The organism is Candidatus Nitrotoga arctica (assembly GCF_918378365.1).
In the GTDB taxonomy this organism is placed as follows: Bacteria; Pseudomonadota; Gammaproteobacteria; order Burkholderiales; family Gallionellaceae; genus Nitrotoga; species Nitrotoga arctica.
Map to the genome: position 1 here is coordinate 2,146,414 of NZ_OU912926.1, position 21,867 is coordinate 2,168,280.

Annotated in this window: 22 protein-coding genes and 5 pseudogenes; 13 read left to right on the forward strand and 14 right to left on the reverse strand. The window is 58.5% G+C overall.

What is annotated here, in order from left to right; translation table 11 throughout:
- The first annotated feature begins 35 nt into the window (after positions 1-35).
- From MKZ32_RS15490 to MKZ32_RS09910, 11 genes are all read left to right on the forward strand, one after another.
- Positions 36-482: a Na+/H+ antiporter NhaA gene (locus tag MKZ32_RS15490; RefSeq protein WP_275584287.1), complete on the forward strand. Its 447-nt coding sequence runs from the start codon at positions 36-38 to the stop codon at positions 480-482.
- A complete protein-coding gene (locus MKZ32_RS09870) occupies positions 473-1,741 on the forward strand; it encodes an OprD family outer membrane porin (protein WP_239797110.1) in 1,269 nt (422 codons plus the stop codon). Before MKZ32_RS15490 ends, MKZ32_RS09870 begins: the two co-directional genes overlap by 10 nt.
- A gap of 25 nt (positions 1,742-1,766) precedes the next feature.
- The gene (locus tag MKZ32_RS09875; protein ID WP_239797111.1) at positions 1,767-2,084 is read left to right on the forward strand and encodes a catalase; all 318 of its coding nucleotides are present in this window, start codon (positions 1,767-1,769) and stop codon (positions 2,082-2,084) included.
- Complete coding sequence (locus MKZ32_RS15715) at positions 2,009-2,167, forward strand: LLM class flavin-dependent oxidoreductase (RefSeq protein WP_420887728.1); 159 nt, start codon at positions 2,009-2,011, stop codon at positions 2,165-2,167. The genes MKZ32_RS09875 and MKZ32_RS15715 overlap by 76 nt, the downstream gene beginning before the upstream one ends.
- A gap of 177 nt (positions 2,168-2,344) precedes the next feature.
- The gene (locus MKZ32_RS09880; RefSeq protein WP_239796039.1) at positions 2,345-3,385 is read left to right on the forward strand and encodes an IS630 family transposase; all 1,041 of its coding nucleotides are present in this window, start codon (positions 2,345-2,347) and stop codon (positions 3,383-3,385) included.
- Positions 3,382-3,798, forward strand: a complete 417-nt coding sequence (locus MKZ32_RS09885) for a hypothetical protein (protein ID WP_239797112.1) — start codon at positions 3,382-3,384, stop codon at positions 3,796-3,798. Before MKZ32_RS09880 ends, MKZ32_RS09885 begins: the two co-directional genes overlap by 4 nt.
- The gene (locus MKZ32_RS09890) at positions 3,795-4,838 is read left to right on the forward strand and encodes a hypothetical protein (RefSeq protein WP_239797113.1); all 1,044 of its coding nucleotides are present in this window, start codon (positions 3,795-3,797) and stop codon (positions 4,836-4,838) included. The genes MKZ32_RS09885 and MKZ32_RS09890 overlap by 4 nt, the downstream gene beginning before the upstream one ends.
- Before the next feature lie 85 nt (positions 4,839-4,923).
- Entirely contained in the window at positions 4,924-5,760 is an 837-nt protein-coding gene (locus MKZ32_RS09895; RefSeq protein WP_239797114.1) for a pirin family protein, read from the forward strand.
- 241 nt (positions 5,761-6,001) lie between these two features.
- Positions 6,002-6,298: a twin-arginine translocation signal domain-containing protein gene (locus tag MKZ32_RS09900; RefSeq protein WP_239797115.1), complete on the forward strand. Its 297-nt coding sequence runs from the start codon at positions 6,002-6,004 to the stop codon at positions 6,296-6,298.
- A 131-nt stretch (positions 6,299-6,429) separates the two neighbouring features.
- The gene (locus tag MKZ32_RS09905) at positions 6,430-8,445 is read left to right on the forward strand and encodes a LodA/GoxA family CTQ-dependent oxidase (protein ID WP_239797116.1); all 2,016 of its coding nucleotides are present in this window, start codon (positions 6,430-6,432) and stop codon (positions 8,443-8,445) included.
- Positions 8,446-8,448: 3 nt separating this feature from the next.
- Complete coding sequence (locus MKZ32_RS09910) at positions 8,449-9,714, forward strand: NAD(P)/FAD-dependent oxidoreductase (protein ID WP_338140769.1); 1,266 nt, start codon at positions 8,449-8,451, stop codon at positions 9,712-9,714.
- Here MKZ32_RS09910 and MKZ32_RS09915 read toward each other — a convergent pair.
- The 7 genes and pseudogenes from MKZ32_RS09915 to MKZ32_RS09945 all read right to left on the reverse strand — a co-directional run bounded on the left by MKZ32_RS09915 (position 9,671) and on the right by MKZ32_RS09945 (position 15,516).
- Complete coding sequence (locus tag MKZ32_RS09915) at positions 9,671-10,168, reverse strand: hypothetical protein (protein WP_239797117.1); 498 nt, start codon at positions 10,166-10,168, stop codon at positions 9,671-9,673. The genes MKZ32_RS09910 and MKZ32_RS09915 overlap by 44 nt on opposite strands.
- A 36-nt stretch (positions 10,169-10,204) precedes the next feature.
- A complete protein-coding gene (locus MKZ32_RS09920) occupies positions 10,205-10,519 on the reverse strand; it encodes a MoaF-related domain-containing protein (protein WP_275584288.1) in 315 nt (104 codons plus the stop codon).
- Positions 10,520-10,667: 148 nt separating this feature from the next.
- A pseudogene (locus MKZ32_RS09925) lies at positions 10,668-10,964 on the reverse strand (MoaF-related domain-containing protein); the annotation flags it as partial.
- Between the two features lie 81 nt (positions 10,965-11,045).
- Positions 11,046-11,399, reverse strand: a complete 354-nt coding sequence (locus MKZ32_RS09930) for a cyclophilin-like fold protein (RefSeq protein ID WP_239797120.1) — start codon at positions 11,397-11,399, stop codon at positions 11,046-11,048.
- 387 nt (positions 11,400-11,786) lie between these two features.
- The gene (locus tag MKZ32_RS09935) at positions 11,787-13,403 is read right to left on the reverse strand and encodes a GMC family oxidoreductase (RefSeq protein WP_239797121.1); all 1,617 of its coding nucleotides are present in this window, start codon (positions 13,401-13,403) and stop codon (positions 11,787-11,789) included.
- Between the two features lie 177 nt (positions 13,404-13,580).
- Positions 13,581-14,327: pseudogene (locus tag MKZ32_RS09940) on the reverse strand (ISAzo13 family transposase); the annotation flags it as partial.
- 11 nt (positions 14,328-14,338) lie between these two features.
- Positions 14,339-15,516 (reverse strand): annotated as a pseudogene (locus MKZ32_RS09945) (IS3 family transposase).
- A 59-nt stretch (positions 15,517-15,575) separates the two neighbouring features.
- On the opposite strand from MKZ32_RS09945, the pseudogene MKZ32_RS09950 reads away from it, so the two are divergent.
- Positions 15,576-15,902, forward strand: a pseudogene (locus MKZ32_RS09950) (transposase); the annotation flags it as partial.
- 272 nt (positions 15,903-16,174) lie between these two features.
- Here MKZ32_RS09950 and MKZ32_RS15495 read toward each other — a convergent pair.
- The 7 genes and pseudogenes from MKZ32_RS15495 to MKZ32_RS09980 form a co-directional block, all read right to left on the reverse strand.
- Positions 16,175-16,300 (reverse strand): hypothetical protein, encoded by a 126-nt coding sequence (locus tag MKZ32_RS15495; protein WP_275584289.1) that lies wholly within the window; start codon positions 16,298-16,300, stop codon positions 16,175-16,177.
- 23 nt (positions 16,301-16,323) lie between these two features.
- Complete coding sequence (locus MKZ32_RS09955) at positions 16,324-17,757, reverse strand: phospholipase D family protein (protein WP_239797122.1); 1,434 nt, start codon at positions 17,755-17,757, stop codon at positions 16,324-16,326.
- Positions 17,758-17,919: 162 nt separating this feature from the next.
- The gene (locus MKZ32_RS09960; RefSeq protein WP_239797123.1) at positions 17,920-18,285 is read right to left on the reverse strand and encodes a hypothetical protein; all 366 of its coding nucleotides are present in this window, start codon (positions 18,283-18,285) and stop codon (positions 17,920-17,922) included.
- Between the two features lie 62 nt (positions 18,286-18,347).
- Positions 18,348-19,316: pseudogene (locus MKZ32_RS09965) on the reverse strand (FAD-dependent oxidoreductase); the annotation flags it as partial.
- 197 nt (positions 19,317-19,513) lie between these two features.
- Positions 19,514-20,362, reverse strand: coding sequence for a TonB-dependent receptor domain-containing protein (locus MKZ32_RS09970; RefSeq protein WP_338140775.1), 849 nt, complete (start codon positions 20,360-20,362; stop codon positions 19,514-19,516).
- Positions 20,257-21,258, reverse strand: coding sequence for a porin family protein (locus MKZ32_RS09975; protein ID WP_239797125.1), 1,002 nt, complete (start codon positions 21,256-21,258; stop codon positions 20,257-20,259). The genes MKZ32_RS09970 and MKZ32_RS09975 overlap by 106 nt, the downstream gene beginning before the upstream one ends.
- A 54-nt stretch (positions 21,259-21,312) precedes the next feature.
- Positions 21,313-21,456, reverse strand: a complete 144-nt coding sequence (locus MKZ32_RS09980) for a hypothetical protein (protein WP_239797126.1) — start codon at positions 21,454-21,456, stop codon at positions 21,313-21,315.
- 45 nt (positions 21,457-21,501) lie between these two features.
- On the opposite strand from MKZ32_RS09980, the gene MKZ32_RS09985 reads away from it, so the two are divergent.
- Entirely contained in the window at positions 21,502-21,867 is a 366-nt protein-coding gene (locus MKZ32_RS09985; protein ID WP_239797127.1) for an MFS transporter, read from the forward strand.

Here is a 21,867-nt window from a genome sequence, read left to right on the forward strand (position 1 = left end):
GCTGGCCAATGCCGGGGTCGTCTGGGTCCGCCGGGGTGATCGAGGAGCACGAGAGGCTGATCGCCGCGATCGTGCTGGGACTCGTGCTGGGCAAACCAGCCGGCATGGTCGTCGCGGCCGCCCTTACGGTGTGGTCCGGTCTCGCCGTGAAGCCCGAAGCCTATAACTGGAGGCAGATGCTGGGCACCGGCGCGCTGACCGGCATCGGCTTCACGATGCCGCTCTTCATCGCCGACAGGGCCTTCCCCCGACGACGCGGATTTTACCGCCGCCAAGATCGGCGTGTTCCTCGCCTCGCTACTCGCCGGGTCATTGGGAGCAGCAATCCTGTGGCCGCGAGCGGCAGAACAAAAGGGGTCTATTTCATGTACGATCGAGGTACTGAGCGGCTGTGTGGACGCCAGCGACGCCATCGCCAATCCGCCGAAGGCGGCACTAAAATAACCGTTCTGCCGCGATCTCAAGGGGTCCCATGGCCATAAACTCATTCATCCGGTTCGTCCTCGTAGCCTTGGCGGTCGCGACCGCCGCGCCGGTGCAGGCCCAGAAGGCAGGCGACCCGTTCATGGACGACGCCAAGGCGGGCGCCCAGCTGCGCTCCCTCTATTTTCGGAACGACCTGCCGGCGAGCACCCAAGAGAGCTGGGGCCTGGGCGGCTGGGTGTGGGGCCGCACCGGCTACTGGAACGATTTTCTGCAGCTCGGCGGCACCGTCTACGGGACCGTCCCGCTTTACGGCCCCGAGGGCCGCGGCGGCGCCAACGTGCTTACGCCGGGCCAGGACGGCTACGCGACCATCGGCGAGGCCTATGCGCGCCTCAAGTACCGCGAACAGGAGCTCATGCTCTACCGGCAGCTGATCGGCCGAAACCCGCAGAAGGCCGAGGGCGTGCGCGACATCCAGACCGACATGAACTACCTCGGCACCAACGACTTGCGCATGACGCCGTACACCTACGAGGCGGCGATGCTGAACGGCAAGCTCAGCGACTCGCTGTGGTACCAGGCGGGCTACGTTGATGGCATCAAGGACCGCATCGCCGAGAAGTTCGTCAGCATGTCGCGCTTCGCAGGCGCGAACAGGGACACGGGCCTGTGGACTGGCGGCCTGCAGTGGCAGCCGCAGAAGGACCTGTGGGTCCAGGGCTTCTATTACTCGGTCGAGGACACCATCCGCATTGCCTACACCGACGTGGACTGGGTGAAGCGGATTTCGAAGGACAGCTACTGGCGCCTGGCCGCGCAATACACCGATCAGCGCTCGGCGGGCACCAACCTGCTGACCGGTGGCAATTTCAGGACATGGAACGGCGCCGTCTACGGCGAGTATGGCTGGCACTGGCTGACGCTCTACGGCGCGACGGGTTGGACCGGCGACGGCGCGGCGATCCGCAATCCCTACAGCAAAGGCCCGTTCTACATCTCGCAGCGCATCCAGACCTTCAGCCGCGCGGGCGAGGACGCGCTGATGTTCGGATCCACGTTCAACCTGGCGCCGCTCGGCCTGAACGGCTTCAGCATCGACCTCAGCATCGCCGACGGCCGCCACGCCATCGACGCGGCGACGCGTGCGGCACAGCCGAAATGGCGCGAATACGACTTCGACTTCGTCTACGAGTCGCCGATCCCGGGCATGCGTATCCGCCTGCGCTACGGCACTGTGCGGGAGGATTTTGGCACGCGCATCGACCGCACAGACGACCTGCGCCTGGATCTGAACTGGGCGATCAACTTCAACTAACCACCCCTGATAGAAAGGAAATCCCATGAGCAGCTCTGACAAAAACAGTGTTTCGGATTCGACGACCGGTTCCGGCGCGCCGGCCGCAAGCGATCGCAACTCCCTGACCATTGGCGCCAACGGCCCGATCGTCCTGCACGACGTGCATTTCCTGGAGCAGATGGCGCACTTCAACCGCGAAAAGGTGCCCGAGCGCCGGCCGCACGCCAAGGGCTCCGACGCGTTCGGCATGCTGCAGATCACCGAGGACATCGGCGAGCACCCATCGTGCCAGAATTTCTGGATTCGGCGCCAGCGATCATCCTCACGGCTGCAGCTGCGCGCACCAAGACGATCCGCCTGACGAGCACGGTCACGGTGCTGAGCGCCGCAGACCCTGTGCAGGTGTTCCAGGAGTTCGCAACCCTCGACATCATGATGCTGTAAAAGGACTGCGCCCGCTGGGCATCTTTCGCTCACATGACAGACCGTAAAGGTTCGATGTAGGATCACATTAGACTCTATTAACCATATGAGGTGTGTCATGAACGTTGCAAGGTATACTACTATAGACCCGGCACGATTTATAAATGAATTTTTATTGGTTTTCGATGTCTATGGAGTATGGAAAAAGAAGATGCCCGCAAGCAGTCGCGAGAAGTACTGCATGAACGACGCAAGCAAGTCATACGTATGCACCGCAAAGGTGTGGCGGTGATGGAGATCGTGGTGCAAACGGGACTGAGCTGGACGGCAGTCAATACGGCGCTGCGGTTGTATAAGGCTGAAGGTTCGGGGGCACTCAAGCCCGGCGTTCGGGGTAAAAAACCTGGCAGTGGACGTCGCTTGACGATTAGCCAAGAGCTGGCGATTCAACAAACCATCTGCGACAGACGCCCCGAACAACTCAAGATGGATTTTGCGCTATGGAGCAGGCCCGCTGTGCGCCAGCACATTGAGCTGGCGCACAGTATCAAGCTGTCTATTCGGGCAGTAGGCAACTACTTGGCACGTTGGGGTTTTACACCACAAAAACCCATTAAAAAAGCATACGAGCAGCGGCCTGAAGCCGTCCAGGCTTGGCTTGATGAACAATATCCGGCCATTGAAGCCAGAGCAAAAACAGAAGGTGCGGAAATTCACTGGGGCGACGAGACGGCGCTAGTCAACACGGATGTCAGAGGCAGGAGCTATGCGCCGGTGGGCAAGACACCTGTGACGTTCGCAGTAGGCGGCACGCGCCACAAGCTATCGATGATTGCGACGGTAACCAATCAGGGTAAAACGCGCTGGATGATTATTGATGAGGCATTTAACTCCGACAAGCTCATTGAATTTCTGGAGGCGCTCATCAAGGATACAGACCGCAAGGTGTTTCTGATACTGGACAACTTGAGAGTTCATCACAGCAAACCTGTAAAGGCTTGGGCTGCCGAGAACGCACAGAAAATCGAGTTGTTCTACTTGCCCAGCTACAGCCCTGAACTCAACCCCGAAGAAAGACTGAATGCGGATCTCAAGCACGTCATCACTTCAAAGGTGCCAGTGCGCACCAAGGCAAAACTCAGAGCTGCTGCGACTGATCACATGATCATGCTTGAGCAAAACCCCGAACGCGTGCGCCGTTATTTCCGCGACCCAAAAGTCGCCTACGCGGCTTCATGAATAATTCGTGCCGGATCAATAGTGTGCTCATTTTTGCAGTAAATGCACTTTGGCACATCTGCTCTTTTGCCGCGGATGACGGCGTTGCGGTGAATCGCGCGCAATACGCCAACCGGCCTACCTTGCCGGACTTTACTGCCGCACCATGCCCGGACAACCCGCGCGGCCTGAATCAGATCAAAGGCAATCTGTATCGCCACACCAAAGGAACCCACATGGCATCGCTAAAAAAATCGTTACAACGTCTGAAGAACTACTGGCATCCACCCGGGACGCGACAATCCGCAATATCGTCATCCATGGCGCACTGTCCAACTTGTCATCATTCCGGCTCGCTCCAGGACAGACGCTGGCGGGAGAAGGCGAGGAAGCCATACTGTCCTTCGCGTCGGGAAGCGACGGCCTCCAATTGAGCACAGATAATGAAGTTGTCGGCATTCGCATAGAAACCTCGGTCGAGATGCGGGCAATCTTCAACGATACCGATGTTGATAGCTTGGGGCAAATACGGCTTGCGGGCGTCACTACCGTGGGACAAGTGCAGATTCTAGCGCGAGACAAAGTGCGCAGCGGGCATGTCGTCGTTGAAGGGCTGAACGTTATCGCTGCCGATGCCCGCGCTCGGAGTGACCGGCCCAATGGCTTTGGAGTCAATGTAACCCAAGGTGCATTTACCCTTTGGAATATGCAAACCGATGCAACGGTGAGCATCAGTGCCGATCTGACAGGATTATCGGCTGGTCGCCCGACTGCGCCAGTGCTTGGCAGTGGAATTTTCGTGAGCGGCACGCTCGATGGCGGCCGACTCACGCTGCCGCTGCTTGAAACCGGCGCGGTCTACAGCGATGGCAAAATCGCGCCAGGCACTCCCGACGTGATCACAGGGGGCGTTTTTACAGTTTACAACGCGATTGTCGACATCGTGCGCAATCTCGGACCGGTCGTCACCTACGGGGTGAATGACATGGTATTGGATAATTGGGGTGCCGTGGACCACTGGATCGTCGAGGAAAAACTGACATCCTATGGGCCGAGCGGCATTGGCTTCGTCAACTTTGGGACTGTCAACGAGTTGCAAGTCAACGCGCCGATTGAAACGTTTGGCCAAGGAGCGCGTGGTTTTAATGTTTATGACGGCACCGTCAACGTAGCGGAATTCGATCGCATTACCACACACGCGGACGGTGCGGTGGGCATTCAGATCAGTCAGCCTATCGGGCGCCTGATGGTCCGTCGTGGCATCAAGACGTTTGGTGCTACTGGAGACTCGCTGGTGAAAGGCGTCGTCGTGTCGCTTTCAGCGATTGCGTTAAGCGTCAAGCCTGGCGGTTCGGCTCGGGAGATCATCATCGACGGTGGCATAGTGACGAATGGTAAAGGTATCGCACCACTCGAACTGCATGGCGCGATTGGCTCGTTGCGTATTGACGGCGGCATTAAAGCGGCTAACTGATCGTTCGCGCATTCCGTTGATCGTGCAGTACGGATGCTCGTTTGGCACAAAGAGATGCGTTCCGATAAACTGAAGGATGATTATCATGCAACGCGCGATTGACACTATTTTTCCCGCAGAGCGGGTCATCGATGATGGCGATATGCTGTTGTGGCGGGCGTTACCCCTGCACAACCGCAGCTCGCTTGGGCCATTCGTATTCATCGATCATTACCGACACCGGAGTCGGCGCGGCATCGGCGACTCACCGCATCCGCATGCCGGCATCGAGGTCATCAGCTACCTGTTGGAAGGGAGCGTGGAGCATCGCGATAGTCTGGGCTTCAAAGACCGGCTCGGACCTGGAGACGCACAATGGATTCGCGCCGGGCGTGGCATGTTGCACGCGGAACAACCGGCCGGTGGGCGCCATGGCCTGCAACTCTGGACCAGCCTGCCGCCGGCGGACAAACTTGCTGAACCGGCGTATGCGTCATTTCGCGCTGCCGACATTCCTGAAATTCAACACGTCGGTGTGCTGATTCGGGTCATCGCGGGCAGCCTGGAAGGCGTCGCAGGTCCGATGAAAACTACCAGCCCAACCCTCTTCGTTCACATCAATTTAGACCCTGGCGCGAGCGTTACTCTGCCAGTCAATGCGACATTCGAACTCGGTCTGTACGTGCTCGACGGGCGTCTGGAAGGAGATACTGGCGCTCAAGTGGGTCCTGGCGCGCTTGCAGTGCTGACCTCAGGCTCGGAGATCACATTGCAGGCCGTGCCAGATCAACGTACCGACGTTGCGTTGTTGGGGGGTGCCCCGATCGAAGGCGCCATTCTGTTTAGCGGCCCATTTGTTATGGATATCCCCGAGCGCCTCGTGCAAGCCAAACGCGATTTCGCCAGCGGCGCCATGGGACGCCTCGAAGGAGTTCCGTTTTAATACCGGATTAGCGCAGCAATCAGATATTGGGGTATGGGGAGTAATGAAGCAGAAACTGCAGTTAATCGTACGGTTTATATAGAATAAAGTTTTTAACTTGCGCCTTCATCACGCCGCTTATCGCCAACAAGTTGAAGAATCCGATGCCCCTTGCAATCCTGCTGGCTTCTGTGTAAAAATCTGTACGAAGGGGCGCTGGAACCAAAGGGCGCTGGAACAAGGAGAGAAGGAGAGATGGAACATGGACATCAAACGTAGAGATTTCGTCAAGGTGTGCGCAGCGGCCTGCGTTCTGTTGCTGCCGGGCATCGCCAGCGCCTCGAAAGACGAGAACGCGAACAACGCACCGGCCTCAGATGTCGATGCGCGCATCGAGAAATCGATTAAGGCGAGCTTCGGCGGTGGCTTCTCGGTACGGGCTCATACCCAATCGGGAGGACTGACCCGCGCCGGTATCGAACATTTTGGCAATCAGTACGAGGTCACCTCGGCAGACTTGCTGGATTGGAAGATCGTTAAGTCCTCGCTGAGTAACTAAGAGTAACTAACCCGCGCTTCGCATTGGACTTCCGTCAGATTGTAAATTTCTATAGTGTGAGAACATTTCGATGGCTGAGGTGTCCTTTTGGGCGTCGAATTCATAAAGACAACTTGTGTAGGAGATAAACCGTGTCCGAGAAGATCAAGAGCATTCGCATCCACCCCGGTATTGGCATTGCCCGCTTGGGGGATAGTGACGAGTTTTACATCGGTCCCGAAGCGCCGGGAGTCGTGGTGGATCCGGGCGGCAGCAATGGGCCGGGGCCGAACGGTGGAACCTACCGCGACAGCGGGGCGCGATTGAAACGCCAGGCGCAGCGGTATCGGGTGTATGCCTACGATGCCAACGACAAGGTCATCGCGGAACTCACGTCGGATTCTGGCTTGATCCAATCCGTGCGCTGGCGGGTTCATGTCAGGAACATGAAAGCGGCGAATTATGCGTTTCAGGGTGCGTATCTGTTTGACCCGGACAAGTTGCGAAACCCGTCCATCCAGCCCGGTAAGAAGCCAATCGAACGTGATAAGTTGATCATCGATCCTGGTGTGCATACGATCGCCTCCGGGCAGGCCAGACCGGTCGTCATGAAGGGTGATGTTTTCACTGGCGTTGAAAAAGGTTTGTTGCCGGGCGCAATGCGTTTCGTGGGTTTCACGCCGAAGGACACTTCGAAAGAAGTTGAGGTCACGTATAAAGCCGCCAAGGATATCGAGCTGGGGCAGCTTCGCCTCGATTCCAAGGATCGTCTGCTGTTCGTCCCCGCGCCCGGCAAGGGCGAAAGCGTTACAACACCGAAGGTGGCGTTGTCGAACCCGAGTGTTACAAATAGCCCCCCGAATGGCCCGGAGGGGGGTACAAACCCACTGACGAACCAATTTGCCTATTTCAACGTTCCAGGCTGGTGGGACGATACCTGTGAAGGTGAAATCGACGTCACGGTCACGCTCAAGGACGGCACTGTCTTGAGCACACGCGACAACGTGAAATCGGTCACGGACGAAGGCACGAGAAACCCGCGTGCAGGGGCATGGATCGTCACCGCACCACCTAAGTTTGCACCCCACATGTACCACATGGTGTCCATTCTGGATCGCGTCTACGAGGCTTTTCCTGAGGCGTACCCCTACGCCAAGCGGAAGACGAATTTCTACCGCGATGTCTATCCGCTATTCGCCAACACAGTGAACTACGGTTGGGTGAGCGCCGAGGCCGCGGGCGTCACCTTAGCCGCGGGCGTCACCAGAACCAAGGGCACCGCTCATGGTCCGAAGCAGTCGGCCAACTTGCTCAGCCCCCAGCGCATGGCGATGTACACCGATCCAACAGAAAAAAGCAGGCCGGCGAGACAGGGGACCTATGGTCTGATGCGGCGAGCGCCCGGAAAGTCCGGAAAGCTGGTCGATTCGTTGCTGCCCGCCCCCCCGCTGAGGCCAACCAGCTGGAAGAGCGAAGAGTTCAACCGCCCCGAAGAAGACCGCAAGATGCCCAAGCTGTGGGGCTCGGGAGGCAAGCCGGCACAGAATCAGCAACTGGGCATTCAACTCCCGGACCAATTTATGAGCTTGACCGACTTGCAGTTGAATCATCTGAAGGAATGGGCAGACGGAAACTTTGAGGTCGGTGTTCCACAAAAACCCGTATCCTTGGAGAAATTGCCGTTGACCATGCAGCCGCATGCCCTCGACAGCTCGGCGCTCGAACCGACCATCGGTGGTGGCTTTCACCCGGGTATCGAATTCCCGTACTTGATCATCTATCGGGAGAAATTCGCCGAGGCGTTTCGCGTGAACAAAGACATCGAGCCCGGCTCGCTTGCGGCTTATATGTCGAGCCCGTGGCAGGGTGACTTCTGGTCGTGCGACATAGCCTGGTGGCCGACACAACGGCCAGATATCGTTTTCGAGTACGATGAAAAGAACCAGACCAGAACCTATAGAGAGTGGTTCCGTGGATACGATACTAACGGCGAACCGCTATCATCCACCGATGGTTACGAGCAAATGGCCTATGCTTGGTCGAAACTGGGGATGGTGCTCCCGATCAAGACCGAGGATGGCAGTTTCTTGAAAGACAACGGTCAGATCGTGTTCGTCGAACAAGAGCGTAATCCGGCATTGAACCGGCCACCCGCCAAAGGCAAATAATTCGTGCCATCGACCCGACCCGACCCGGCCCATACAACATGGGACGTTGTTATCGTCGGCGCCGGACCGGCGGGAGCCGCAACCGCGATCACGCTGGCTAGGTTTGGCCAGCGTGTGCTTTTGGTGGAGGAGCGAGTATCCACGAGATTCAAGCTGGGTGAATCACTGCCGCCGACCTCTATCGATCTGGTCAAACACTTCCTGGGAGACCCTGAAGGCCCGGAACAGCAACTTCCGGGTCTTTTCAGAACGGCTGGCAACGTTTCGCTATGGGCGACCGAGCAGGCCGATGTCGCAGACTTCTTCTTCACGTCGACCGGGTTCGGCCTGTGTGTCGAACGATTGGCTTTCGATGAGGCCCTGCGCTCGAATGCGGTTGCCGCCGGTGCAACCTTGCTCAAGGGTGTTCGTTTCCAATCCTGCGCACGGATCGCTGACAGTACTTTCAATTGGCAACTGAGGCTCACCTCGGAAACGCAGACGCAGCAGTATCGCGCCCGTTATCTGGTCGACTGTTCCGGTCGGCGGGCGGTCGTGGCCAGAACGCTTGGTGTCCCAACCGTCCACAATGACGACCGGTTGTTCGCCTATGCACAATGGTTTTCCTGCGTCGGCGACGATGATGACCGCTACACCCGGATTGAGGCCGCGCCACACGGCTGGTGGTATAGCAACCGCTTGCCAGGCACTGAAGGCAATGAAACCAAGCGATTGGTGGTTTTTCACTCCGACAAGGACCTGCCGGCGGCGAGAATGGCTGCGTGTCGGCAAGGTTTCGATCAGCTACTGGACGACTCGACGCATATCACGCCATTGCTCAAAGCGAGGGGCTATCACCCTTGCGGGACAATCCGAGGCGCACCGGCCAACAGCCAGCGACTACAGGACTTCTGCGGTGACGCTTGGATGGCGGTGGGCGATGCGGCGCAAGCATATGATCCGCTGTCGTCGCAAGGCATCGATAAGGCGCTCAGGACGGCCAGCCACGCCGGTCACATGATCCATTACGCGTTGACAGACTGTCCGCAGGGCGCGGCGGGATTGGACAGCCGCAATGAATACGTCCATCAATACGATGAGCAACAACGCCAACTCTGGCAAGAGTACTTGTCGCAACGAGACTTCTACTATGGCATTCAGCCACGCTGGTCTGATCAGCCGTTCTGGCAACGTCGGCGGCAGTTGGCGAATGAAGTTAATCGGTTGCAGATCGATAGCCCGCGTCCTACGACCTCACGTCAATTGACGCAAAATTCAGATGGTGCATGAATTCTCGCAGTATAAGCAAAGTCGCCGAGAATTCCGCAGTGGTCGGGATTGAACCTTGGGACGCCGGCCGCCCCTGCACGATTGACACAAGCCGGTTAAAGGTCTGCTCCACCAAATCGCGCGAGAGTGTCACGTTCGGCTGATCGGGGACGCCGGCAATCCTGGCGATGGTACGAACGGACACATCTGTCGTGGAAAGTGTTGACCCGTTCACGATCGAGTGACGAATTCGGAACAGCTGGTCCTCCACCAGCATGATCGCATTTTCCATCTCGGCCTCGGTCGGTGGATTGTGCTTGAAGTGCCTGGCGGTTTTTACCGAACCCATTGGGAGGATTATCGGTGGTGCCGATTCAATTCCGCTTCGACTGGTGACAACGGTCTGCTCCTCTCCGATATGGAGCGTTGTGGCAGAGCCGCTGTCACCCGAATTTTCAATTTTAAAATCGCTCAATTGTGCTTTTTACCTAGGCAATGTACCCATTTTGGTTCAGTCACCAGATACCGGTTTGATCTCGCCCTTTAGTCGCCAGAAACCTTTCGATGCCAAATCGGTGATGTTGGTGTAGGCAATATTTTTTTCAAAGTCTTCCACGTGCGTCACCGTGTTCCCGGTAGCGGGCTCTATCCAGGTCACCATATACACGTTGGGACGGATTTCAGTCATGCTGATCTCAAAATGATTCAGTGTTCCCTTGGGGTAGGAAGGGTCGGCCATCACCGTGACATCAAGGTGTTGAGCGTCGACGAAGCTCAGACGGTAGATGGCGTTTTTTGCCAAACACGAAGTCGAATTGCCCGCCAATGACTTGCACTTTACCGGCCATGTTTTTTTCCTCTTTCCTCACAACTTGTTGGGCGCAAATGGATCCACTGAAAAAACTACCGATAGCGCGCTCACCAGCGTCACCAATTTCTTTTTCAGCATGGATACTCATCTTGTTTCACGAACTTTACACTTGATCAGGTGGTGAGCTGAGCTCAACCAACGCGGCAGTTTGCTTGATGAACGTCAGATCCTTCAAAGTCAGAAACGCATGTACCTTGTGTTCCTTGAAGTCTTCCAGACGGACGATCGTGTTGCCGCTTTTTTCCTGCCATGAAACCAGGTAGAGTTCATCGCGCAAATATTCAATGGTAATGTCCACCGAGTGGGATGAACCCTTAGGGAGATCGGGACTGTGCTCGACAATAAACTCGAGCACCTTGTCACTGACGAAGTACAAATAGAACGACATTGAGGGGAACTCGACGTAATATCGTTCCCTATCATCGGATAAACCATATTCCTATCCTCCCCACTTCAGTGCTATGTCCAGTTAATTGGTTCGTTACTTCTCCATTACTTCGATCGTCGCTCTCAACGGGCCAGGTCGGTTCAAGATTGCGCCGCCGGAATCGATTTTTCCAAACTTGATGAGGCCGTTCGAATAACTGAAATCCTTATAGAACACGGCCAGATTTCCCCAGGGAGCGTAATAGGTGATGTCTCCGATCGATGGGTCGCTTCCTGCCGGTGCGCCTTTGGTAGATAACTTCCGCGGCAGATCACTCACTTTTTCGGTCGCCGCATAATCCGTTAGCGTTAGAGTTAGTGGAAGTAGCGAAATAAAATCTCTCGACGTTTGATTGTCGAAAAGCGTTGCGGTCACTACCGCACCTTCGATGGTCATGCGAATTTTCATGCTGGTCGCTTCCTGCTTAGGTCCCGTTCACAAATAACATGACTACTTCAGTCAGGTCGTATGGCGGCACACCTTCGTCCTCGGATGCGAATTCCCCAGCGGCGTAGACCACCTTGCCCCCTCCATCGTCAAGAGCGATGTGGTGTCTGCAATATCGGATTCCGGGCACGCGAAGTGGTCGCGATCCGGCACCACCAGATCGGCCAACTGGCTTTCCTGGATGCGGGGTGCCGCCTCAGCCTAAAAAGCGAGTGAAACCCTTCGCGTGAATCTCGCCGGTGAGTGCCGTCTGGCGATGTCGGTGACACCGCGCTCTACGAGGAAGCCGAGCACCAGAACATGAACTTTCATTGCCGGTGCCCGGCTCGGGGTATGTCTGACCGTTTTTCAGTCAGCGTTGCGGATCAGTTGCGCCGCTCGTTCGCCGATCATCACGCTCGGGGCGATGGTGTGGCCGCTGATCAGGGTGGGGATAACCGATGCGTCCGCAACCCGGAGGCCGGTAACGCCGCGAACGCGAAGCTGGGGGTCGACCACGGTGAGTGGATCCGAGAGATCGCCCATCCGTGCCGTGCCAGCGAGATGGTATGTCGTGTACATGCTGCTCAAGATGGCCTCATGAAACACCGAATCATCCGCATCAACGGCAGGATAGACCGTTTCGGTGTACCGAGCCAGGGACGGTGTCTGCGTCAGCTTCTGTGCATGGCGCATCGCCTCGACGAGCTGCGCGCGGTCATCGGGATCACTCAGATAGCCGGGATCGATGATGGGCTTCTCGTGGGAGTCTGCTGAGGCCAAGCGCAGCGTGCCGCGGCTCTTCGGGTGCAACAGCACGGCCCATATCTTGTAGCCGTTGCGCTGCTCGACCTCACCAGCCTCAGCAGTCGGGCCGCCGACCGGGCTGTTCGACGCGATCGCCGGGTTGTAGTCGAAGAGGAGCTCGTAATCGGGAACCAGGGAGCCTCCCGTTCGGGAAACGAACCCGACGCCATTTTGCGAGAAGAAGGCGGCTGGGCCGGAGCGGTCAGATCTCCATTGCGCGAGGGCCTCATCGGAAGTCGGGTCTGCTAGATAGGAGCCGCCGACGCCGCGCGGGGCGGTCACCACGACCGGGGCGGTCGGATGGTCATGCAGGTTCTCCCCGACGCCTGGTACATCCGCAATGACCTCGATGCCGTGCTCGCGCAGATGCGCGGCTGGACCGACGCCCGACAGCATGAGCAGTTGCGGGGTGTTGATGGTACCCGCGGAGAGGATCACTTCGCGCTCGGCATTGAGGACGTGTTCGGTCCCGCCCTTCTCGTATGCGACTCCAGAGGCTCGGGTGCCATCGAAGAGCACCTTCGTGACGGTGGCCTCGGTGATGATGCGCAGGTTCGGGCGGGCGCGCACCTCGTCCGTAAGGTAGGCGTCGGCGGGGGTGCGGCGGGTGCGCGCCTTGAAGATGCTCTGATAGCGGTCAGCGACGTACGGTGTGGCACCGTCGACGTCTCCCCGCGGTCCGTACCCGGCCTCGGTGAACGCGAACAGCAGATCGTCCGCAAGGGCGGTCGGCGCTGGTAGGTCCGATAGCGTGATCGGGCCACCCGAACCGCGCCACTCGGAAGGACCGCGATCGGTGTCCTCAATCCGCACGTACGTGCGGAGCGCTTCAGCTCCGTCCCAGCCGGCAGCACCCTCGTGGGCCCAGCGGTCGTAGTCACCGGGGACCCCCCGCAACCAGGCACCGATGTTGAGGAGGCACGAGCCACCGACTGCCTTGCCTCGAGGGTGCGTGATCGCGCGCCCTCCGATACCCGCCTGCGCCGTTGTTTCGTATTGCCAATCGGCCTCGCTGCCAAACAGCTTAAAGAATGCGCCCTGCGTGCGACTGGCCTCATAGACGTTCTCTTTGCCAGCCTCCAGAAGCACAACATTAACAGCGGGGTCCTCGCTTAGCCGCGAGGCGATGACAGGGCCAGCGGTTCCAGCACCGACGACGACGTAATGGGAACTGGACATGGTCGCTCACTCCTTGTTAGTAATGAATGGGAACGGGATATAGACGCTCACTCCTTGCCGGCACTGACCTAACGCTGTGCAATCGACGAGTCTGCTTCCATGCCGGCAAGAATAACAGCCCTAGCCAAATGTGTCACGTTATTTGTTAAGGGTTTGTTACCAAATAACCTATGCAAATCAACTTGATCGAATGCGATAGTTCCAATCGCCGTGGAATTCGTTGCGTTCGATTTTGACGGTGTCCAGTTCGGCATCAGAGATTACCAAACCCTTGGGGTACTCAGCGGTGTCGAGTTCCGCTCGCACTGCCAAGCCGCTGCGGGTTTTGGTGTTGGCGATAAGGTTGACGATGACCTCATGACTGATCAGCGGACGCCCACGCCAGTTCATGGTGATGAACGAGAACAGGCGGTGTTCGATCTTGTTCCACTTGCCGGTGCCCCGTGGGAAGTGATGGATTTCAATGTCAAGTCCGGTTTCTTGTGCGAGGCGACTCAATTCGAGCTTCCATAGTCGCACACGATGCCCATTGCTGCCGCCACCATCGGAAGTAATGACCAATTGCCTCGCCTGCGGGTAGCGCTCCTTGCCCATGCTGAACCACCATCGCCGGATGGTTTGCACGGCAAATGCAGATGTGTCATGGTCAGTGCCCACACTCACCCAGGCCTCATCCGCGCCAATGTCGTAAACCCCATACGGATTGGTACGCCCGAGCTCCTTGTCGATGAAGTCGTGGACCTTGACCTTTACTGGCTCACCGCTGGGCAGCCACTCTTGCCCCGCATTTTTATAGGCACCTACCCGCTCCTTCTTTTTCGTGTCCACTGAAATCACGGGCTGATTGGCTTGCAAGGCCACAGCTACCGAGGCGTTGATATGCTCGAACTGCGCATTGCGATCAGGGCTTTGATTGCCCTCCAGTACTGTAGTGGTCAAGTAATTTCGGACACAACGATAGGTTTTTTTGCTGCCCTGTTCCGCTCAAAGACGGAGGGCGACAGATTGCCCAATACTGAGTGTATGCGATTACAGTTATAGAATCCCACGATGTATGCGGTGATATCTGTTTTAGCTTCCGTTTGATTGGCATATTCGCGCTGCCAAACGCGCTCCATTTTGAGGTTCAGAAAAAAGCGTTCTGCCACTGCATTGTCCCAACAGTTGCCCTTACGGCTCATGCTGCAGACGAAGCCATGCTTCACTAGCAAAGCCTGATACTAGCCGCAGGCATATTGACTGCCACGGTCGGAGTGGACGATCAACCGCGGCTCTGGTTGACGCTGCTGTATTGCCATGTGCAGTGCGGTGCAGACCAATTCAGCAGGCATGCTCGGCGCCATCGCCCATCCAACCACCTTGCGCGAGAATAAATCCAGCACTATCGCCAAATAGAGCCAGCCTGACCCGGTGCGGATATAGGTGATATCGCCCACCCAAGCAATATTGGGTGCGGCTGGATTGAATTGCCGATCCAGAATATTGGCAGCAATTGGCAGATTGTGTTTGCTGTCAGTTGTGTGGCTGAATTTACGCTTCCATACTGGCTTCAAGCCTGCCTGACGCATCAGGCGGCGCACCCGATAACGACCAACTTGAATACCTTGCGCTTCCAATGCGGTGACCAGACGACGGCTGCCATAGCATTGATGACTGGTCATGAAAGCAGCTCGCAGATGAGTGCTTGTTTTGCAAATCATTGGTTTGGCGAGACGGCTCCTGGCCTCATAAAAACCGGAACGACTCACTTCCAAGACGCGGCAACTCTGCTGAACAGGGATCGCCTTCTGTTGCAACAGGCAAACAAGCTGGTAGCTCATTTCAGTTCCCGGGCAAAGAAGGCTGACGCTTTTTTTAAAATATCAACATCCATACGAAGTCGACGGTTTTCTTGCTCCAGTTGGCGGACACGCTGTTGTTCAGCAGTGAGTGGATTGCCGATGCCACGCTGTCCACTTTGCTCGGCTTTATATTGCGTCACCCAACGACGGATCGCAGTCTGGCCGATTCCCATGCTTTGGCTGACATGCTGAGCACTCAGTCCCTGTTCCTGGATCATGCGCACAACTTCCAGTTTGAAACTGGTGTCGAATTTTTTTCGTTGCTTTGTCATTTAGTACTCCTCTGATGGTGGATTTTCCACCTATCGAGGTGTCCGTGTAAATTAGACCACTACAGCACTCAGACAGGGGCAGCCAGTACGCAAGCCATGAATATCAAGCGTTACTCAATCAACACGGCATTACTTGCAGTATGAGTCGCAAAGGGAATTGTTGGGATAATGCGGTGATGGAACGCTTCTTCTTGAACTTGAAGATGGAACGGGTGTGGCAGCGCAAGTATGCGAATCAGATGGAAGGGATTAAAGATGTGACCGACTATATCGTGGGCTTTTACAACTGCATAAGAAGGCATTCAGCTTTAGGTAATATCGCACCATTGGCTTATGAAAAACAGTTTGTAGCAAAACAACCGATTGCGGTGTCTGAAATTACTTGACCACTACACTGTATACATAGCAGCTCTTTCAGTAAGATCAACGACTGGGTATTCCGGAATCAGCGATCACGATGCTCCAGAATACCCATCTGCATCACAGGAAATCCGAAGGTCATTGAGACAGCAATCCGTTGCACTTAATCCCGATCAAACGCCGCCGCGAAGCCGCCTTCGCCGAGCACCCGCTGGAACACGTGCACGGACTGAAGCGATTCATAATACACCTCGAAGCGGGGACGATTGAGAAGGCACTTCAGTTTTCGCCCATGCCTTCAGCTTGGTTTGGCGGCCGCACCGGCGCGCACCTTCTCTTCGATACGTCGCCCGACGTCGGCGTCGACACTTTTCCAGTAGTCGAAGGCGCGTTCCAGCACGGGGCTGCGCACGTCGCCGAGCAAGCTGCTCGCAGTACGCCCAGCGCTCACAGCAGCCACTCGATCGGCAACACCGACAGCACACTGACACCGAGGCGCCGCCAGAAGCCGGCATGTGGCTCTTGCTTGTGGAGCAGTTGGCCTTCAGAACGCTGTTCGATCCAGCCCAGTCTGCCGTCAGTGAGCTGGACGCTGTAGGCCCGCGTCTGCACACGCCCGGCGAATATGTTGGCGGCGGTCGCCGCAAGCGTCGGGCTGTGGATGACAAATCCGAGTTCGGTGTTCAGTCGCGCGGAGCGTGGATCGAAATTGAACGAGCCGACGAACAACAGACTACGATCCACCACGAAGGTCTTGGCGTGCAAGCTGGAGGATGAGCTGCCGCCGAACAGACGGTGACGCGTCGGTGGTGCGGCAGATTCCCGTTTGAGTTCGAACAGGCAAACGCCAGCGGCAAGCAGGGGCTCACGCCAGCGCACATAGCCGGAGTGTACCGCCGGAACATCCGTCGCCTCCAGGGAATTGGTCAGGATACTGACCCGGACGCCGCGGCGAGCCATGTCGGAAAAGAAAGCTGCGCCCGACTCGGTAGGCACAAAGTAGGGAGAGACCAATTGCAGCTCAGTGGCCGCCGGGGGCACGACGCGACGCAAGCGCGCCCACAAGTAATCTGACGATGCGGCGCGGCCCAGCGCCTTGGCGGGGTCGTCGCTCACGAACTCGGTGCGCGCCCATTCGAATGGCAGGCGCCGCGCCTGCAGGTCGCGCACGAAGGCGGATTGAGCGATGGCCTGGCGGTAGGCACGGACGGCATCGGAACTGCCTTCAGGCGGCACCGATGGCGCTGAATCGGCATCCCTACTTCTGGGCGGGAGCAGGCGGTCCAGCGGATACGCGGAGTCGCTGGCCCAGTATTTGTCGAAGTCGGACGACACCTGCGTCACCACCGAGCCGATTGCCAGCACGTCGAGGTCCACGAAAAGTACACCGGCAGTCGCGTCGAAATACTCATCGCCGACGTTGCGCCCCCCGATCACCGTCACCTGGTTGTCTGCGGTAAACGACTTGTTGTGCATGCGACGATTCACGCGGGAGAAGTCGGTCACGTAGTCCAGCACGCGCCACTTCCGGTGGCGGAACGGATTGAAGAGCCGGACTTCGATGTTGGGGTGGGCATCGAGTGAGCGCAGCACGTCGTCCAGGTCCCGGGTGTTGTGGTCGTCCAGCAGGAGGCGCACGCGGACGCCACGCTCGGCCGCACGCCGCAGCGCGTCGAACAACAGCGAGCCGGACAAGTCGTTGCGCCAAATGTAGTACTGCACATCCAGACTGCGTTGAGCGGCATCCGCGAGCGTCGCTCGAGCCGCAAACGCATCGTGTCCGTCCGGCAGTGCCACGATCCCGGACAGGCCTGGATGAGCGTGCCGCAGCGGCTGCACAGCGACACCCAGACTGGTTTCGTCCGACTCCGGAACGGCCACGGAAATGCTGCGACCCTCGAGCGTGGGCAACTTGCTGCACGCACAGAGCAGCGCAACTCCCGTCGCAGCGCATAGGCGCAAGAGCCCTGCCTTCATGGGGTCATCGCGCCGAAACAGGCGAGCTTTAGACCTTCGCTCAAGGTTCAGTGCCCGAAGCCGGGATCACGTGCGCTTCTCCTGCCGGCTGAGCGGTGCCACCGGCGCATTGGTGAACAGCACGTTGAGTCCCTCGGCCATGGTCGGATGGGTCAGCAAGCTGTCGCGCAAGGCGGTGTAGGGCAGACCCGCCAGCATCACAGTCTGGACGACGGCCAGGAGCTCATCGGCCCCCGTCCCCATAGCCGTGAAGCCGAGCAACTGGTCGCTGTCGGCGGCGACCAGCGCCTTGAGGAAGCCGTGCGGCTCGGACAGCGTGCGCGTGCGCAATACAGCGGCCATGGGAATCTTCGCCACCCGGTAATCAACCCCGGCTCGCTGCGCCTGCGTTTCGTTGAGCTCGATGCGTCCGAGTTCGGAATCGGTGAACATGCAGTACGGCACCACGCGCCCACGAGATTGTCGCGCACGATGCGGAAGTCGTCGAAGGCGACGTGGGTGAATTGCGGGCTGCCGGCGCAGTCGCCCATGGCCCAGACGCCCTGCGCCGTCGTCTCCAGCCGTTCATTGACCTGCACGTAGCCACGCGTGTCCAGGGCGATGCCGGCTTGCTCCAGCCCGATGTCCCTGGTATTCGGCGTGCGGCCGGCAAATATGAGGATATGGCTGCCGTCTATGCGCTGCGCACCGGCAGCGCCTCGCAGGTGGAACTGCACTTGCTCGCCGCTATGTCCTTCCACCCGCTCAGACTGGGCCCCGACGACGATGGCGATGCCTTCGGCGTTGAAGCGCTCCATGACCGCCTGCGCCACGTCGGGGTCCTCGTGGCCCGCGATCTGCGGGCCCTGCTCGATCACCGTCACGCGGCTGCCGAAACGGCGCAGGGGCTGCGCCATTTCCAGGCCGATGTATCCGCCGCCCAGCACAATCAGGTGTTCGGGAACGATACCGAGCTCCAGCGCCTCCACGTGCGTCAGCGGCCCCGACTTGGCAAGTCCCGGGATACTTGGAATTGCGGCATGCGTGCCGAGGTTCAGAAAGACCCGTTCGCCCGAATAAACCTGCGTGCCGTCATCGCGCAGCTGTACCTCGATGGTCCGCGGCGCCACGAAGCGGCCCTCGCCCATCACCAGCTCGGCGCCGCTGGCCGCATAGTTCCTGCGATGCACCTTGATGAGGTCTTGAACCATCTTGCGTTTGCGCTCGCGGACCGCGGCCATGTCCACGCGCACCGGACCACTGGAGATCCCGAATTCCGCGCCGCAGCGAGCGAGCGCCGCCACGTGGCCGCTGTAGATGACGTTCTTGCTGGGCAGACAGGCGCTGTTCGGACAGGAACCGCCCACCAGCGCGCGTTCGATGACGACGGTGCGATGGCCCGCCTTGGCCATCGTCCACGCAAGATACTTGCCGGACTCTCCGCTGCCGAGAACGAGGATGTCGCAGGACTGGACTCCAAGCATGAGGTTGACTCCTGTGGTGGCGCCCCGTATCACGGGACTGTAGGAATGACTCTACGCTCGAACGTCGGAGCCGACAAGGCGATATTGGCGAGTGACGCGACGTCTGCAAGCGTGTAGCGTGTAGCATCGACACGAAGGGAGCCATGGAAGGACAATTACCATGAAGCACATTCCCGACAGAATGGTCTCTTGCCATTCTATTCGATTGCGCACGCGCCCTTATCAGGCATGGCTAATGCCGATGCCGGCCAGCTGCGCCCCGGCGCTGGCTCGAAAAAGCGCCGGTTGCTTTCGTTGACGATCACCGAGCCGGCATAGCAACGATCGGCCAGGTTATTGATGCGGGCATAGCTCTTCAAAGTCCAGCCACCAACACTGCGTTCGAAGCCGGCGCGCAAACTGGTAAGGACATAGCCGGAGGCAGCGTCGCTGTTGAGATCGTCGACCAACATCCTGCCGCTGTAGCGCCCTTCCAATGCGGCGCTGAAACCGCTGGCCGCATGACGCCACGACAGTTCGCCATACAGGGTTTGATTCGGCACGCCGGGCAGGCGATTGCCGGCGGCCACCATGGTCGCCGGGGTACAAGCGCCGCTGCAAAACGGCTGGGCATAAACTGCACGCAGCCATGAATAAGCCAGGACCATACCGATGCCATTTTTCCAGTCGCCCTTGACGCTGGCTTCGATGCCGTCGCGGCGGGTAGCACCGGCATTCTGGTAAACCGTCCGCCCGCCGGCATTGGCCAGCACCGCCAGCTCGTTTGCGGTGGCGATGTGAAAGGCGGCGACGCTGGCCTGCATGCGTTCATCCAATTTGGCCTTGATGCCAAGTTCGAAGTTGTCGCTGCGCGCCGCCGCCAGGCCGAAATTCAGTCCGGCCTGGTCAGCGCTGACGGCACAATCCTGGGTCAGTCTGAATGTAGCGCCAAGCACTGGCGTCAGCGTATGGTAGGAGACTGCGCCGCTGTCATCGCCATTGCCGGGCACGATGTAATGATCCTTCGATACGACATGCTGTTGCGCAAGCCGGCCAGCAGCAACCAGCGCGAATCCAGATTCGGCTGCCACTGCAACTGCGCATACTGATCGAGATTCCAGACCCGATTGTCTTCATCGCGCCGCAACGCGCCCTGCACGCCCAGCGTGCTGCCGATGAAATTCTGGAAGCCGCGTCGCTGTTCGCCGAGATTGTCGTAACTGATGCCGACCGTCCATTGCAGCGGCCCGCCAGCGAGCGTGGTGCGCCGGTTCCAGCGCAGATCGCCGCCCCAGTAGCCGCGCGCCAGATCGATCAAGCCGCCGGCACTGGTGGCAGCGGCTTGCGCCGCAACCGGAATCGCTTGGAACTGCTGGGTATTGCGCTGCCCGCCATACAGCGTGAAGTTGAGGCTGTCCGCGCCGAAAAAACGTTCGTAAGACAGGCCAAGTTGGCGCTGATCGACTGACTTGCGGGTATCGAAAGCGATGGCGCCGGGATCGACCCCGCGCGGATCGACGGCAAGTTGGGTGCGCGACAAGCCGAGCGGGTCTTGCACCCCGCTCATGCGCACCGCATTGCCTACCAGGGTCAGCAGCGCATCGTCGTCCAGCGCCAGCCGTAATTTGGCGTTTTGCGTATCGCGGCTGGCGGCGCTGGGCTGGCGATAACCATCGGTGCTAAAACGGGAAATGCCTGCCACATAATTGACATCCCCCTGCTGCCCCGCAGCCTTGAGCCCGAAGCGCCGCGCGCCATTGCTGCCCGCTGCCGCATCAACATCAAGCCGCAAGCCGGGACGGCCGTCTTCGGTAAAGATAGCAATCACGCCGCCGGACGAATTGCCGTAGAGCGCGGAAAACGGTCCGCGCATGACTTCGATCCGGTCTGCCGAGCCGAGGTCAACGAGGTCGATCGCCACCGGCAGATCGAAGCTGGACTGGCCGCTGCGGGTGGGGGTCACGACGATTGCGGGCAGGCTTGCCTCGCTGTCTGGCGCGGCAAGCTGCGCCCACGCCTAGCTAGCGACGGCGATACTGACAATAAACAAGAAGGTTTGGCGGCCGTCAGAGCTTTTTCTTCCGGCCATGCGGAAGTGGATAACGGACTGATTACGTGTACGAAGTGCGAGACCCGTTTCCACCTGGAAGAGACTACTCATTGTTTATCACTTTCTACCGAGTAATCCGGATAGCCGAAGAATCCGATGGCCCTTGCAGGCCTGTTGGCTGCGGTTGAGTCACTCGGCTACCTGGGTATGATCTTCGGCGTGGGTCCGGCCTGGCTCGTGACATTGATTGCCGGCCTGGCCGGCGGCGCGTTCCCGCTCGCGATCGCCATGTTTAATCTGCGCACCCGTACCACGATGGGTTCTGCGGCCATCGCCGGCTTTGCAATGGGCATTGGCTACCTCGCCAGCACGCTAGACCCGCTGCTGGGCGGCTGGCTTTACGCTGTCACGGACAGTTGGACGATGGCGCTTTGGGACTTTGCAGGTACGGTGGTTCCCATGGCCATTGGCGGATTGATGATGACCCGGCCGGGACGCTACCTTGAGGACAAGTTCGTCTGA

What these genes read in the sequence shown, in the direction of transcription:
- MKZ32_RS09935 (WP_239797121.1), bottom strand. Translation starts at nt 13,403, where the DNA reads ATGTCCAGTTCCCATTACGTCGTCGTCGGTGCTGGAACCGCTGGCCCT.
- MKZ32_RS09960 (WP_239797123.1), bottom strand. Translation starts at nt 18,285, where the DNA reads ATGTTCACCGATTCCGAACTCGGACGCATCGAGCTCAACGAAACGCAG.
- MKZ32_RS09885 (WP_239797112.1), top strand. Translation starts at nt 3,382, where the DNA reads ATGAATAATTCGTGCCGGATCAATAGTGTGCTCATTTTTGCAGTAAAT.
- MKZ32_RS09985 (WP_239797127.1), top strand. Translation starts at nt 21,502, where the DNA reads ATGGCCCTTGCAGGCCTGTTGGCTGCGGTTGAGTCACTCGGCTACCTG.
- MKZ32_RS09900 (WP_239797115.1), top strand. Translation starts at nt 6,002, where the DNA reads ATGGACATCAAACGTAGAGATTTCGTCAAGGTGTGCGCAGCGGCCTGC.
- MKZ32_RS09980 (WP_239797126.1), bottom strand. Translation starts at nt 21,456, where the DNA reads ATGAGTAGTCTCTTCCAGGTGGAAACGGGTCTCGCACTTCGTACACGT.
- MKZ32_RS09875 (WP_239797111.1), top strand. Translation starts at nt 1,767, where the DNA reads ATGAGCAGCTCTGACAAAAACAGTGTTTCGGATTCGACGACCGGTTCC.
- MKZ32_RS09895 (WP_239797114.1), top strand. Translation starts at nt 4,924, where the DNA reads ATGCAACGCGCGATTGACACTATTTTTCCCGCAGAGCGGGTCATCGAT.
- MKZ32_RS09930 (WP_239797120.1), bottom strand. Translation starts at nt 11,399, where the DNA reads ATGAAAATTCGCATGACCATCGAAGGTGCGGTAGTGACCGCAACGCTT.
- MKZ32_RS09870 (WP_239797110.1), top strand. Translation starts at nt 473, where the DNA reads ATGGCCATAAACTCATTCATCCGGTTCGTCCTCGTAGCCTTGGCGGTC.
- MKZ32_RS09880 (WP_239796039.1), top strand. Translation starts at nt 2,345, where the DNA reads ATGGAAAAAGAAGATGCCCGCAAGCAGTCGCGAGAAGTACTGCATGAA.